The following is a 15,333-nucleotide window of genomic DNA, read 5'->3' as shown; positions in this document are numbered from 1 at the left end:
TAACATTAACATTAACGTTAGCATTAACAGTATCATTAACATTAATAGATCAGTCGTACTAACATTAACATTAACGTTAGCATTAACAGTATCATTAACATTAATAGATCAGTCGTACTAACATTAACATTAACGTTAGCATTAACAGTATCATTAACATTAATAGATCAGTCGTACTAACATTAACATTAACGTGAACAAATATAAATAGCGTAAACAACAAAGCAATACTATAGATATGTATTGGCAGACTGGCTTATTAAACAGGAGGGGATGCCCCTGTTAAGTACGACCTCTCTATTGAGATATTAAAATTGTTAATTGCAACTTGGTTAGGGGACACGACTTTTGGGACTAAATTCGTAAATAAACTTAATTGTAAACTGCTATTGGTTCTTTTTTTTGTTTTTAAAAATAGTAATCTTTTAAAAAGCATAGCTCGACTAGCAACTTTCGTGACTGCACCACGCCCTTTGCCGATTGTCTGCTTTATAATTTTATTCGAGCGCTTTAATACTTCTTTAAGTGTTGAAACAGCCATACCAAAAGTTGCTGCAAGCACATTTAAAGAACCCTCCAGGAATGATGTTTCAGGAGTAGTATGTTGATTTAGATATAATAGAATGTCTTCCTCCCATTCATCATAATGAGAACGTTCTCTCTCTTCCCGTGGTTTTTTGAATTTATACCAACCATTATTTACATTAAATTTTGCTTTTCCATCTGTCCATAGTTCGAGCATTGATTCCACATAAGTTCTTTTTGGGCCTTTGTATTTTCCTGAATATGCACTTTTAATTGTGCGATCGAACTCATTTTTCGAAAGAGGATTATCCAAATTCGTATTAAATTGATCAAGTTCATCATACGCATCATCAAAGGGTGTACCACTAGCATAGTTAGCAAGTGCTAAAGTTAGTAGTACATTATTGCGACTAGCACTATGATGTCCTTTAAAAATATGGGTTGAAAGTAAAAGACTTTTATACCAAGCTTGAGAGGTTTGATCTAATACTTTATCTTTTTTAAATAGAACTTTTATATTATTTTGCTTTTCTTGATTCTCATATTTTTTGGACCAGGTCAGCAACAAAGAAGTATCAGCTGGTTCATCATAGAAATCTAAAATATTATTTTCTTTAGGGATACGATAAAATCCAAATGGAATACATCCTTTATCAATAGGAGCAAATTTACTTAACGCGTGCCGAACATTTTCAAAAAGTCTTTCTGCAACACGCAAAGCTTTATATTCTTTTTGTTTATGTATAAAGAAAGGTGTAGAAAGAACAAAGAATAATTGGAAGCCTCGAGGCGTTTTCAATAGTAAATTAGGGCGAGGTAAGCCAACTTTTTCGCACCACAAATAAAGTCCGTATAAATCAACGTTCTTAGAGTCAATATCAAAACCTAGAACATTTATTTGCTTTAAATTTTCACGACGATGCCCTTTAATAACTCTTTTAGTAAAGTCGTAATATGTACCACCTCTAAAGGTATTAGGTGTCCAATGGGTCAAATTTTTATAGTTTTGCTCCAATCCTTCATAGGAAGTGATTACCATCCCTTTGGCTTGTAACAGATCTTCTTTGGACTTTGCCACAAAGATAGCACCTTTTGAGTACAAACTATTATTTACAACCTTTTCATATGCTGCAATTTTATCAAATGGTGCATTTGAGCCTTTTCTCTTATATAGATAAAGACTGTCATGTGTCATAATTTGCATGATATCAATAGGTGAATATAGACCTTTTAAAGTCCTCTTAATTGCTTGTTCCATTTCTACTACACCTCCCTCATTTCATCTTTTTTACTTAAAAGAATAAAATTGTAGAAACTAGTATTCTATTAGCAAAATTATTGGAAGATTTTGCTGAAATAAGTATAACTAAAACGATTTTTGCAATTTCCTTCTCTCTAAGAGAAATGCACCACAAAATAAAAAACCCTTGAGCGCTTACAAATCAAGGGTTTTGGATAATCTTTCGAATTATTTTCTTATACGAGTTCCGCGCATATTTTGCACCATTTCCTTAAAAAACTGCCGAAATTTAAGAATGATAATTTTGACGCTACACGCCATAAATGTTGACCAAAATAATAAATTTCTTCTTTTTTTACTAGACAAGTTCCGCGTAGGTAAATAAAAAGTGCAACACTTCGTTATACACAAGTTCCGCGCATTTTTCGTTCCAAAATAAATTATTATTATTTATTTTTTGATATAGCTCTATGAAAAGGTTAATTTAACGCTTTAATTTACAGTTTTAAATACTACATAAGTTCCGCTCATTTTTTTAAAAATGGTGCGTTTTATGTTCCAAATACTACACGAGTTCCGCGCGAATTTTTATAACTATTAATACTATGTAACATTTCTTAGCATCAAGTTGGTCAATCCAATTTTGGTGCATTTTAAACAAAATACTAGACAGGTTCCGCGCACTTTAGGTAATAATGTTCCAATGAAGTGTACTAAGTATTTTCAGGCTTTTAACGAAAGATTTTATATCGGTGAGTGTTAAAATGGTGCATTTTAATCGATGCAAACAATAAGCTAATGCACTATAAAATCAATTGATACACCACAAACTTTTCTATTTTCAACAAAAAGGTGGTGCATTTTAAATAATAATTAACAAATAGGTGGTGCATTTTGTCCCCAATACCACTATTAAACTTGTTATAATAAAATACAATGGTGCATTTATAAAAGATAGAGTGTTTTTAATGGGGTATAGAGAGGGTTCTGCCGATGAAGTATGAAAACATACAAGATCACCAAATTCTGAATTACGAAGTCTTAAAAATTGTTATCTTCGAAGAAACAAAGAAACTATTCGAAGATAGACCATATATTATAGAAAAATGGAAGAGGGAAGCATATAATGTATCACCAGAAGAGCGACTGAAACAGTTTCCCGATAAAACAATAGGTCCAAGTTTCAGATCGCTAATTTCCTTATTTACTCAAACATTATACTATGATCAATACATTACCAAGAAAATGATAAAAGATGCAGTTGAAGTATACAAAGAAACAATTAAGGTGATTTTAGCAGGGCAGTTTATCAATGAGTTTCCGGACGACGAAATAAAACGAAGCTTTAACGAAGATAAAATTAATGAAACTTTAAATCTTGACTATATTTATTCAAGCATGGATTATGAGTTCCATTTAATGAGGGATATTGTAACGAAGAAAAAAGATTTTAAAGAAGGGGATGCTGGTTATCTGACAACTGAAATAATTGACAATAGAGGTAAAGTACGTGGATTTGCTGAACTTAGACCTTATGAATCTCAAACTGCTCAACTTACATCAGAACAAAATGAAGTATGGCTTGAATTGATAGAATCAACGATAAATTCATTAGATGAACTTACTGCCGATCTTTTTGATTTAATCACATATCTTTGGATGGTATCTCCAAAAAATCCAGATGGTTATATAGAGTTTCATAGCAATGACGCATTACAAATTAGGAACCTAAAAAAACGGACTTCAAAGGGGAGAGAACATGATTACCGTGAAGAGGACCGCTTTAATATTATGAGAAGAGTGGCTGCTTTATCTAGCATCTGGATCTCTTTGGGTGATCGAAAAGTAAAAATAGTAAATACACAAAATATCGATGATAACGAACTTTACAAATTTAAAGATTTTCAAAGAATGTTTGAATTAGGGCAGGTACGTGTTGCATACGACAAAAAGAGCGGAGAGGCAAAAGGAATATATGCAGTACAAATAAAGCCCACTGCTGTGCTTACACCCTATCTAGTAGGACCGAACCGTTCACTCGGACTCCTGGATTTAAAAGTGTTTCAATATAGCCATTATACACAAAGGGAACATAAACGTTTAACTAGGTATTTAAATCTTCAGTGGAAGATTAGAACCATTAAAAGAACATTAAAACAACCATTTAAAATATCCACAATATTAAAGGCAATGGATTTACCTTCGAGGTTAAACGGTTTACAAATAAGGGACAAATTCGAAAATACCCTTGATGAACTACAAAAGGATGGAGTAATTAAACACTGGAGTTACAACGTAGAAGTAAATGAAAGTCTTGTTGGAAAAAAAGGGTGGTTTAAGGAATATTGGACCAAGTTAAATGTTATAATCTTACCGCCTGAAATTGTCGTCAAAGAAAACCAAAAGAACACATTAATAAATTCTCCAACCAACGTTGATAACAGAATAATTGAGCGAATGTATCAAGTAGATCAGCAAGATTTACTTGATATAGAGGAACAATCAGGTTCTTATTTTTCGATTCATGAGGTTGCGGCAACTATAGAGGCTAAGTCGGTAAAAGAACCACATCATTTAGCTAGCGAAACTATACAACAAACCTTTGATTTCGGTGAGTCTAAAAACATTTCTCTAACTCCAGAGGCTATGAAAGAAACAATTGATAACTTGGGGAAGAGTATTCGCCAAGCAGCTAAAGAAATTGGGATTGCCCATACCACATTATCACGTTTTATACGTGGAGAGAATAAACGTCAAAATAAGAATAATGATGAAAAGATGCTAAATTGGCTAATCGAAATGTCAAACAATTTTATAAAGTAGATATACCGTTTATTTAAAATTTATTAATATAAACAAAAATCCTTATTGAATGTTTTTTTCATTATGTTAAAATTGAATAAAATATAAATTTTAGAGGGAAATCCCCTTAATGTATGCACTTACCTGCAGGAGGAGTGTGTTCATTAAGGGGATTTTTGTTTTTACTAAGATAATTGGGGGTATATTTATGAACGAGGTTCTTTTCCAAAAAATAAATATGGGAAACGAAAATCAAAGTCTGGGTGGCTTATCACCGGATATATTGAGAGTTACGATTGATAACCTGGGTATTAGCATTCGTGCGGCCTCAAAAGAAATCGGAGTAGCTCATACTACATTGTCACGTTATTTACGTGGGGAAATTAAACATCACAATAAAAATAATGATGAAAAAATGCTAAATTGGTTACATAATGTGTATTTTAAAAAATGAATTCAAATTTAGAAGGGGTTCCGCCAATATTCCGCATTTGTCGGCGGAGCCCCTAACTGTTCTGTTAGTACCAGTAGGGGTAGCGTCAGGAAAATGCGGATTTACAACGATAAGGAATTTCCAATATAAAAAGCCTGATTTCCCATCACCTAAATTGAGAAATTAGGCTCTTTTTTCGTTACTCCATAAACAGCATTCTATTACTGAATATGTAATTTACTTCGGGATAACAGGGACCCAGAGTTCGTGTCTTGGTTTATGCTTCGGACCGTAATAACATTCTATACACGGTAAATTTGCAAGTTCATACTCGGAGGTAGGGACCCACTCGGAATATAAACGTTTCCATGCATCCACTATGTTCGGAAAAACTGCCCATGTACTTGCGGGAATAATAAGCGTCTCCATATTTTCTGGGGATTCCCCATCGTATCTTACGCCCATGAAATAGGAAAATTGTTCATCTGTTATGGCAGCTTCTTTTCCGCAAACCCCCAGAAGGCTTTCAAGCGTGCATTTTGGATTTTCCCATGACATATCTACTAGTTCTTGCATAAATCCATCTTTTTTCGCAGTGTTCCAAAGCGTAGGGATTGTTTTAAATGCTCTGCTTGTTTTTACTGGCTTACTTTTTCCAACAATTCTTAATTCAAAATCAAGGTTTTCAATTCTGTACTCCATCTCGGTATCTCCTTTAATAGAAATTTGAAAGGAAATTCTGGGAAAGGCTTTTAACTGTACCCCTCTATTACGAGCATTGGAAGGGGTTACTCCATGCATTTTTTGAAAAGCACGTGAGAAAGTATCAGAAGAAACATAACCATATTTAATTGCCACATCAATGATCCGAATATCACTTTTTTGAATTTCAAATGCTGCGAGTGTTAACCGTCTACGTCTAATATATTCTGATAGCGATATACCTGAGATTGAAGAGAACATTCTTGAAAAATGAAACTCAGAACAATTAGCTGCTTTTGCAATCTCTTTGTAGTCTATTTCTTCATTCAAGCTATTTTCAATGTAGTTTAACGCATTGTTCATTCTTTCTAGCCAATCCATAAGTTTACTCCCTTTCAATATTTACTTTAAAACAAAATAGATAATAATTGCCGACATTTCATGCCTAAAAATGTTGGTATCAAAAAATAAACCTTTTGATAGAATCAGGACAAACTATTTGTTTCCTTCCGATAGCCTTCTATATAATGAAGCCCTAGACACATTAGTAATTTCGCAAATTTGATTTACAGTCATACCGCCTTCTTTATATAGTTTTACTGCATATTTCATTCCTGCGTGATTTTTATGATATTTCTTTAAACGACCCTTAAACTTCCCTTCTTTCTTAGCCAGCTCAATCCCTTCTCGTTGACGCATACGGATAAGATCTCGTTCTAATTGGTTCACACCAGCCATTACTGTAATTAAGAATTGGCTGTATGGATTATCCTCTGATAAATCTAGCCATGTATCCTTGAGTGATTTTAAGCTTGCCTTTTTCCTGCGTATTAAATCAATCAATTCAAATAAGTTCTGCGTACTCCGAGTGATCCGAGTTAAGTCTGTAACATAAATAATGTCTCCTTCCTGTAAATCCTCTAACATTTTTTGAAGTTGCTCGCGATCCTTTGCTGCCCCAGAAACTTTTTCTTCAAAAATAATATCCATACCGATTTCGTTTAATTGCTGAAATTGTCTTGAAGGATTTTGGCTAGTCGAACTGACACGTATATAACCGATTTTTCGCAAAATATCACCTCGTTTTTGAGACAAGTCTTATGAGACACTCTTAACTATGATTTTATCAGTCTACTTGTCACTTTGAACGGTATTTTGCGCATATTTTAAATACTATTTTGCACGAGATGAAATATAAAAATCTATCTTCATGTAAAAGATAGATTTTAATAATTACTTGATTCCGATAAGGGGTTTTTTGCCCAAACCCTCCAAAAGGTACATTAAGGAGTACCTCTCAGAACTTTATTGGTTCAAGAGGTACTTTAATTCCTAATGTCACTCGGATGAGGCGTGGGTTACTGCTGCTATTATAGCTTTTGACTTAGCTAATTCTTGAATGATCTCATCCATGTTAATCATCTCTTGATTACTATTAAACTCGTAGCGACCGTAAAGATTGATATGTTGCCACGCCACTGGAGAAATCCGTTTCAACATGTCTGAATCTTGTCCATTTTCTTCCCTGTAAGTCAGCATATTAGACAAAATGCTGGCATTGTAATAAATAATGCAATTAGCGATAAGACGACTGCATTCTCCCCATATTTGTTGGTCTTGTTCAGTTTTAAAACGCAGCTTACCAAAATTAGCATAGGATACTGCTTTGCATAATTGATGATAGCTTTCACCTCGATTCAATGCCTTTTGTACATTACGACGTAAAGGCGGGGAATCGATATAATTCAAGAAATATAGACTCTTAATGATGTTGTCATACTCCCACAAAGCACGCTTGGTTTTGTTTTTCCGAGCATAAGAACTCAATTTTCTGACAATGATGTTTTGTGTAGTGGTTTTAAGGGCAAGCGATAACATGATACGCTGAATATTTTCCCACTCTTCCATAATCAGGTTAATGTTGATCTTTCGAACAGGTTTGATCAGCACATCATCATATTGACTGGGATGTTTGAATCCATAAAGGGATTTGCTGACTTTATCATGGATATCCTTGTAACGAGGTGCAAACTGATAACCGAAAAAATGGAGAATGGCAAAGTTTACTTCATTCGTTCCGTGCGTATCTGTGGAATGCACATCTGGTTGAACATCTGTGGTGTTGTTGTTAAGAATGTCAAATACATAATGGCTTTCATGTTCATTAGCTCCAATGATTCGAGCATTTACAGGAATATGGTTCGCCACCATCGTGTAAGAAACAATCCCTTTTTTCAGCCCGAAGTATTTAGGGGAATGACGGGCATTAATCGTACTGATACCTGTTTCAGCTTTTCGTCCATCGCTACTGGAATGAATGACTTCGTCAATATTGTAATGTTGAAAGATGGATAATTTAGCTGTGGCATTACTGACCCGATCATTTGCTTCTTTTAACGTTTCTAACCGAATAAAGTTATCCGATGCGGAAATAAGAGTGGAGTGATTAATATCAGAAATGTCACCCATTCTCCCCAATCCCATATTGGTTCCCCAAGCGATTAGGCATGCTACAAGGATTCGATCTTCCCGGGTTTGTTTTGCATAACGACCTAAGATATGTTCAAATGCTTCAAGAAACTGACAGCGTTGATTCACATAATGCAAAACATTTCTAATCTCAACGGGCTTTACCGTCTCAAAGAAGGGATGATTCATCGATTCACTACCACGAACATATGGGAGTGTCCAGCGACTATGCGAGCCACGTCTTTTGATCTGAATAGATTTATTTTCCCCAGATGCAATATGCTGGTTCACCTTTATAATACGAGTTTCGAGTTCCTTCTCAAGCTCTGCTAAATGGTCTTGAATCGGTTGATTGAAAATAGTTAGACCGATATCAGCAAGTAAATTCTCTTTCTGTTTCCACTCTAGATCGCTAATGAGATCATCCTCAAAACTGCGAAATCGGATACTATCCCGACAAAAAATATCCCCTGCTTCTAAACCATTTCGTAAAAGTTGATAGACGAAAAATTCATAACGATCAGCCTGCAGCACTTTTTGCCCTGAAGAATTTGGTTGATAGATGTATCGCTTCATCCCGTCTGGGATGAATTGTTGAGGGAATGCATCGGAAGGATACTTTCCTAATGGTTTATTCTTCATGAAAGCTTGTTTCATAAAATGGACTGCTTCAATCAGTGGATCATGAGCAGAGGCGGCTAAGAAATCAATCATCAAAAATATGGGGCGCAGGGATCGTTTAAATTGACGAGATAGCTGATCAATGTGTTCCCATCGGAAAGCAACTTCATCCAATTTGGTATTGGTAACAATTTGATCAGCGATGGCTTCTAATTTTGGACGTTCCAAGATGGCAAAGGCTCGATCCTGAATCTCCTGAAAAGTAGCATTTGCAGGAATTTGATTATCAGTGAATATGTAAAGTACTTCTCCTGCTTTCTTTATGTTTTGGCTGCTTTCTAGATGAGATTCGTATACTCGTTCCTTTCCTGCCGATTTCGCTTCATCCATGTAGCGTCTTACTCGATATGTAAAAGTATGGATCAGATTGTCATGCATCCGTTGATAGCGATGGGAAACAAAACATAATAAATACAAGTAACCGATCCATTCATTTAATCGTTTAAGTTTATAAACAGAGTAATAATCTACCAAGGAAGCATAGTATTTGATACTCTCGTTAGAGATGGCAAACTTGGGTAGCAATTTTTGAGCGAGTTGATATAAGCTTTGTATTTGCTTTCCTCGATCCATCTCATGCTTAATTTCAGTGGTACTAAAATCTTTTGGTTCGTGTTTCAGTCGGGTGATTTCATATAGACCCGAAGAATCTTCTAATAATCGTTTCAATGCTTTGATAGTGGGTGGACTCAGATGATTTTGCAACATTGTAACTAAACGGTTTTGTTCGTAGGTAATGGCTTTCCCTATCGTTTTTTGCATAAAGCTGTAACCAGGGACAATAATCCGTTGCTCGGATAAATAATTCATAATTTCACGGAAGATATAAATGGGCTTACTACAAAATGTGGCCGACTTACGAGCCTTCTTCTCTATCAGTCGCCGTTTTTCAGCATCACAACTTTGATAGTTGAACAGTTCAAGAATCAAGTGTTGTTGTTTGAGCTTAGTAACCTTACCAATGGAACTTAGATCAGTGATTTTGCTACCGGTGAAATGTTCCTTCAAAACATGTCGTAAATCCCCCTCTACTTCGTGGAGGTCAAAGATAAAAAATAAGCGTTTAGCTTTAAAATAGCCGAGTTGTAGGATAAAGTAAGCTTTAGATTTTACAGAGCGTAATGTATCTAGCAACTCCTTCTCTGGTTGTGTGAGAGAAAAATAATGACAGCGATCTTCATAGGTGAAGTTCGGTATATTATAAATAATTTTTATTTCATCCTCATCAAGAATTCTCAAACGCTTTTGGTTCGTTGTGTTTTTTTCAGTATCCATATTCGTCCTTTCTGTGACAGAGATCTATGATTATTAGCACATATAGCTCGCTTCACTCCCTAAACTCAGGATTTTAGGGAACCGTGCAGGCACCCCGATTTTCCTAGCTTAGATCATTCCCTATTTATTCTCCCTAAATATAAGGTTATAATCAAGAGAAAAGACACAGAAAAGGGGTAGAAAGATGGGGAATGTTTATGGATATGCTCGCGTGTCAGCTGCACATCAAGATTTAGAAATACAGATCGAAGAATTACAACGATATGGGGTCGATGAGTTATTTTGTGAAAAGATATCAGGTAAGAATGTAAATGACCGTACAGAATTTAAGCAGCTACTTGAAGTGGTGCAACCCGGTGATACGGTGGTTGGTTACAAATTGGATCGAATGGGGCGATCCATCTCTGACGTGTTGAAAACCTACGAATCATTTACTGAGAGGGGCATTCATCTAGTATGCTTAGCTGACGGGATCGACACACGCCGGAGCAACGATATCATGACCAAAGCAATGGTCACGCTGTTGGGGTTGTTTGCGGAAATGGAACGTAATTTCATTAGTGAACGGACGATGGCAGGTAAGATCAGAGCGAGGGAAAATGGGGTAAAGTTTGGGCGTAAAGGAAAAAACAAGGATTTAGTAGATCATGCAATTGATCTTTGGAAAACGGGTGAGTACACGATCAAGCAGATCGAGAAAAAAACGACTGTAACAAAATCAACGTTATATCGTGAAATCGAAAAACGTGGACTAATTAGAAAAGCTTGATTTAGCTATCTCTTCTTTTTCTGGCATTTAATCGATTTATTTTTCGGCATTATGTTTATTAATAATTATGAATGTTTTTTCAGAGAGAAACTGTATAGGCATCAATATTTATACAGATTAATTAAACTGTGCTTACTGAACAAACGGGCCAGATTGTTGTGCGAAATGTTTCTAGCTTAAATTGGGAATGGTCACATTACCCAGGTAAAGGTTAGACAGTTCCTTCCGGAACTGAAGGATTGTATCGAAGAATCAAATGGTGGGGTAACGCCCTTAAGGGTTCTCTCTTAGTCGAATAGCACTTGAATTAGTAAGAATAATAGTGTTATAAGCTCGGCGAAAAGGCGTGAGAATTTACCGTAACAGTTCGGCTGACGAAAGCCTACCCGAGGGGGTGGTGTAAATCATGATGCTTGAGTTGAATGAATATGGTGAGAATGCAAAAGAACCTAAAGTAAAAAGGTTAAGCTGACGAACTTCTGAATGTACGGGTCTAGACTGGCAATACATAGAAATGTGTATATCACCTAATGTGAGGTTAGCAGTGGATGAGTAAGAATGACAATTATGAAAGTCCATGATGTGTTACAGGCATATGAACGGCTAACAGGCTTACAGGAAGCACCTAAGTTCATTCTATAATAGATATAATTCAACGTTGTAAGCTGATAACGTGGAGGACTTACTTTCTATGAAGCGTTGATAAGGAAAGCAATAATGAGAATAGTTATTGTATAACTTAACTTTATATCAGTGAAAGTGGTGGCACAGTACCGATAAAAGGTCTAATCAACCCGAAGGGATAGCCACTAGACTAATGAAGATTCAATTAATCATGCAAGGCAAATCTTTATCGGTTAATAAGGTTCTCGTAAGACTAAAAGAGGTTTACCTCCCATGGGAGGCACCGACTTATTGAAACGGAAGAATTGAGACACGGAAGACGTTGCGATTTCAGAAGTGTTGATGACTAAATCGAATTGGATTAGTTGGAACGCCGTATGAGGTGAAAGTCTCATGTACGGTGTGGACGGGGGGAAAAGGGAGCGATAACTTCAAACCCTTACCTATCTGTATGAATAAAAGGATGGAGTAATTGTGTTTTTATACATTTGTAATATTAAACAAGGTGAATCGTACCATAAGTAAATGAGATTTTTACAAAAGGAATTATAGAGTGGTTACCAAAAGGAATTAAGTTCTATTCCAAAAAAGGGCTTTCAGTGGTAGCGATTAGGTGAGTATATTTTTTTTAGATAAAAAGTCCAATTTCCAAAGAATAAATTAAGGAAATTAGACTTCTCATTAGTTGTGTGATTGGATTCCTACATGTATACGTAAACTATTTCTTATTCGTGAGGAGGCTTCTCAAATGTGAAATAGCCATACAATGATTGGTCCTAGAAAGGAGCCAATGATTGCACATATTGCCATTGTAACAGAACTCATCGAAAAGGTTAGTTCACTATATTCAGCTGCTTTAGAAGTCCCTATGGCATGTGATGCACTGCCAAGAGCGATACCTCTGCCAATGGGGCTATGCACTCTCATCAATTTAAAAATAGTAGGAGCAACTATTACACCAAAGATTCCTGCAATCATAACACCGACAATTGCCATTGAGGCATTTCCGCCCAATCCTCTAGCTACTTCAATTGCGACAGGAGTGGTAAGAGATTTTGGGATAATGGAAAGAATTAATGAATGATTGACCCCGAAGATTTTTGCTAGGAGGCCAACACTGACCATTCCGGAACTGGCACCAACAAAAACCCCTCCTAATATAGGGAATAAGCGATTAATTAAAAAATGACGTTGTTTATACAAAGGGTAAGCAAGTGCTACAACTGAAGGACCTAAAAGGGAACTAATCCACTGCCCCCCAATCATATAGCTTTTATATGGAATATGAAACACTAACAGGATCATGATAATAATAGTAGTCGCTGTTAAAACAGGAGTTAAAAATGGGTAAGAATACCGTTTATAAATTCTAGTCATCGCAAGATAAGTTATGACGGTTAATAAAATCATACAGAATGCGAGTGGAACTTGCTTCATTCTTTATCATCCTTTCTTTTTTGTGCCTTTTTCTCAAAAAATTGACCTGCCGTTCCTGCGATCGTAATGGAAATGATGGTACTTAATAGAACGGCTAAAACGAGCAATGCACCATGAATAGAAAGTAACGAAGGATAGTTCATGACACCAACTGTTGTTGGAATGAAAAATAACATTAATAAACTTAGTAAAAAACCTGCTCCATTTTCAATCCATTTTAATGGAACTATCTTGAAACATAAACAAATAAAAAGTAATAAGAGTCCTATGATACTACCCGGAATAACTAGGTGGAAAAAGTTATGAATAACTGTTCCAATGTAGGTAAAGATATATAAAATACAAATTTGTAAAAAAATGATGAGAGTTTTCATGTTGTGTTGTTCCTCTTCTGGAAACAACTTCCCTTCTTTCTTAAAAAATTTCGTCCTTTCCTGTCACTCCTAAAGATTTGCGATTATTGTGTTATATGCGTTATCAATATGGTTCAAAACAGCATCCGTTGTTTGGCGTACATTCCTTGCTTTTAGGCCCTCAATAATTAATGTATGTTCGTAATAAATCTCATCCAAGCTTTTTCCGGCCTTTAATGCAGCGAATCTATACCAATTAAAATGGTCGGTGAGATTTTGAATTAATTGATACAGCCGAATATTTTGACTTAACTCCGCTAAAAACAAGTGAAAGGAAGAATCATAGTACACAAACTTTAAAGGGTCTTCCTTGTTGACAGATAGTTGTTTATCCATCTTCTCAATCTTATAAATTGCTTCGTTATCAAGAAGAGGAATTAGTAGTTCGATGACCAATATTTCATTAGCCTTTCGCAGTTGGAAAATGTCATCAACATCTCGTCTATTAATGGTTTTGATAAAAATTCCTTTTCTAGGTACAGATTTAATCCACCCTTCTAATTCTAGCTGTTGCAAAGCTAATTTTAAGGGGGTACGGCTAATTCCAAGGCTTTCACTAAGTGAACGTTCATTTACCATGGATCCAGGTTCGACTTCGTGTTGAATAATGCCCTTCTTAATTTCTTTATACGCATGATCTTTAAATAATTGGGGTTGTTCCACCTTTAAGAAGCTCATCAATTGTCATCCTTTATCATAATAGTAGTTAGATCTTAAGGGATTATCAGTATTGTTAATAATCTAAGAAAAGGGAAAAGAATCGTGGTATCTGGAATACCAAATACCACTGTGAAAAGTATATCATCTGTTTCGTTTTTATACAACCTTTGATAAACATGCCATACAGGATGAGCATCAAAATTGGATTGCACGAGGAAAAGCCGTATTGGCTAGTTTTGATTTTAAACAAAGAAAGACAGTTCCACTAACCAAGGAAATTCGAAATAGACTTTTAAAACATAATGAGGGTCCTACAGGCGCCCCTACAGTTAGATAAAAGGTAATTTAATCTCGTTTTCGTTGAATATAATTCTTCAGACGTTTTTATTTCACTTGAATTATTTGTAGCTTTTACACATTTTCCATATTCAGCAATCGGGCGCAAGAGTGTGATAAGTGGGTGCTTTTGGCCCATGCTTGTAAAGGAAGGAGGGATTTAATTTGAGTTATGTTAAGGAAATGGAAAATGCATTTAGGGATTCATTTAAACTTTTAAATGGTCTTCCAGATTATATTGCAATTGAAGAGAAAGATGAAATAGAATATGACAATGATAAATTTAAAAATGATATAAAGAGTTTAATAAATATAGGTGAAGAACTAGGTATTAAAAGATTGAGCGCTCTTATAAATAGAACATCTCAACATTATTTAAGCTTTTCTGAAATGTTGATTTCTCAAGGGTTCAAACCATATGCATCAAAAGTGGAAGTATTTAGAGATTTGCATGATATAAATGGAAATTCACAAAAATATAAGTGGATTTCTCTGGAAGATTCTATATTTACTGAATATGACTTTAAAAAATATTGGGAACAATGTATGGCTGGTTCAGATAATGAACCTTCTTCACTCACAATGGAAGAACATTTAAATTCACTAAAAAATGAATTAGGAGACAATTGGAGAAATTCTTGCAAGGTAATTTATTTAGGTAATAAACCTATTGGAATTTCTATCCCCCACATTGAACCAGGTACATTAAGTGAAGGTAGATTGTTCTATTTTGGAATCTTACCAGAAGAAAGAGGGAAAGGACATAGTGTTCTTATCCACTATCAATCATTATATATCTTAAAAAAAATGGGAGCTAAATATTACATAGGAAGTACACACGAAAAAAATATTAAAATGCAGAAAGTATTTCTTAGAAATAGTTGTAGAATAAAAGCACAGACACAATCCTTCTATAAATATTTTGATAGTTAACTTTTATTCTTATGTTCCTACTCAAGAAAAGGGT

11 protein-coding genes are annotated in these 15,333 nt (G+C 35.2%); 4 read left to right on the top strand and 7 right to left on the bottom strand.

Annotation, left to right across the window (positions count from 1 at the left end):
• Positions 1-259: 259 nt before the first annotated feature.
• The gene (locus DZB84_RS20805) at positions 260-1,783 is read right to left on the bottom strand and encodes a primase C-terminal domain-containing protein (protein ID WP_116354218.1); all 1,524 of its coding nucleotides are present in this window, start codon (positions 1,781-1,783) and stop codon (positions 260-262) included.
• 975 nt (positions 1,784-2,758) lie between these two features.
• On the opposite strand from DZB84_RS20805, the gene DZB84_RS20800 reads away from it, so the two are divergent.
• Both DZB84_RS20800 and DZB84_RS20795 read left to right on the top strand, forming a co-directional pair.
• Positions 2,759-4,588 carry a hypothetical protein gene (locus DZB84_RS20800; RefSeq protein WP_116354217.1) on the top strand — a complete coding sequence of 610 codons (1,830 nt, stop codon included), beginning with the start codon at positions 2,759-2,761 and terminating at the stop codon, positions 4,586-4,588.
• A 187-nt stretch (positions 4,589-4,775) separates the two neighbouring features.
• Complete coding sequence (locus DZB84_RS20795) at positions 4,776-5,021, top strand: helix-turn-helix domain-containing protein (protein WP_142759856.1); 246 nt, start codon at positions 4,776-4,778, stop codon at positions 5,019-5,021.
• 216 nt (positions 5,022-5,237) lie between these two features.
• On the opposite strand, the gene DZB84_RS20785 is transcribed toward DZB84_RS20795, so the two are convergent.
• The 3 genes from DZB84_RS20785 to DZB84_RS20775 all read right to left on the bottom strand — a co-directional run bounded on the left by DZB84_RS20785 (position 5,238) and on the right by DZB84_RS20775 (position 10,127).
• Positions 5,238-6,083, bottom strand: coding sequence for an AraC family transcriptional regulator (locus DZB84_RS20785; RefSeq protein ID WP_010731423.1), 846 nt, complete (start codon positions 6,081-6,083; stop codon positions 5,238-5,240).
• Between the two features lie 114 nt (positions 6,084-6,197).
• Positions 6,198-6,773, bottom strand: coding sequence for a recombinase family protein (locus tag DZB84_RS20780; protein WP_041098603.1), 576 nt, complete (start codon positions 6,771-6,773; stop codon positions 6,198-6,200).
• A gap of 267 nt (positions 6,774-7,040) precedes the next feature.
• On the bottom strand, positions 7,041-10,127 hold the full coding sequence (locus DZB84_RS20775) for a Tn3 family transposase (RefSeq protein ID WP_116354214.1): 3,087 nt from the start codon (positions 10,125-10,127) through the stop codon (positions 7,041-7,043).
• 184 nt (positions 10,128-10,311) lie between these two features.
• Between DZB84_RS20775 and DZB84_RS20770 the strand changes: the two genes are divergently transcribed.
• Positions 10,312-10,896: a recombinase family protein gene (locus tag DZB84_RS20770; RefSeq protein ID WP_116354213.1), complete on the top strand. Its 585-nt coding sequence runs from the start codon at positions 10,312-10,314 to the stop codon at positions 10,894-10,896.
• A 1,368-nt stretch (positions 10,897-12,264) separates the two neighbouring features.
• Here the strand turns inward: DZB84_RS20770 and DZB84_RS20765 are convergent.
• The 3 genes from DZB84_RS20765 to DZB84_RS20755 form a co-directional block, all read right to left on the bottom strand.
• Positions 12,265-12,957, bottom strand: coding sequence for an LrgB family protein (locus DZB84_RS20765; RefSeq protein WP_116354212.1), 693 nt, complete (start codon positions 12,955-12,957; stop codon positions 12,265-12,267).
• Positions 12,954-13,331: a CidA/LrgA family holin-like protein gene (locus tag DZB84_RS20760; protein WP_116354211.1), complete on the bottom strand. Its 378-nt coding sequence runs from the start codon at positions 13,329-13,331 to the stop codon at positions 12,954-12,956. Before DZB84_RS20760 ends, DZB84_RS20765 begins: the two co-directional genes overlap by 4 nt.
• A 69-nt stretch (positions 13,332-13,400) precedes the next feature.
• Positions 13,401-14,048 (bottom strand): GntR family transcriptional regulator, encoded by a 648-nt coding sequence (locus DZB84_RS20755; RefSeq protein ID WP_116354210.1) that lies wholly within the window; start codon positions 14,046-14,048, stop codon positions 13,401-13,403.
• A gap of 483 nt (positions 14,049-14,531) precedes the next feature.
• On the opposite strand from DZB84_RS20755, the gene DZB84_RS20750 reads away from it, so the two are divergent.
• Complete coding sequence (locus tag DZB84_RS20750) at positions 14,532-15,299, top strand: GNAT family N-acetyltransferase (protein ID WP_223254524.1); 768 nt, start codon at positions 14,532-14,534, stop codon at positions 15,297-15,299.
• The last annotated feature ends 34 nt before the right edge of the window (positions 15,300-15,333 follow it).

Source organism: Bacillus sp. HNG (assembly GCF_003400205.1).
Classification (GTDB): Bacteria; Bacillota; Bacilli; order Bacillales; family Bacillaceae_L; genus Ferdinandcohnia.
This window is presented reverse-complemented; position numbering and strand designations above follow the sequence as displayed.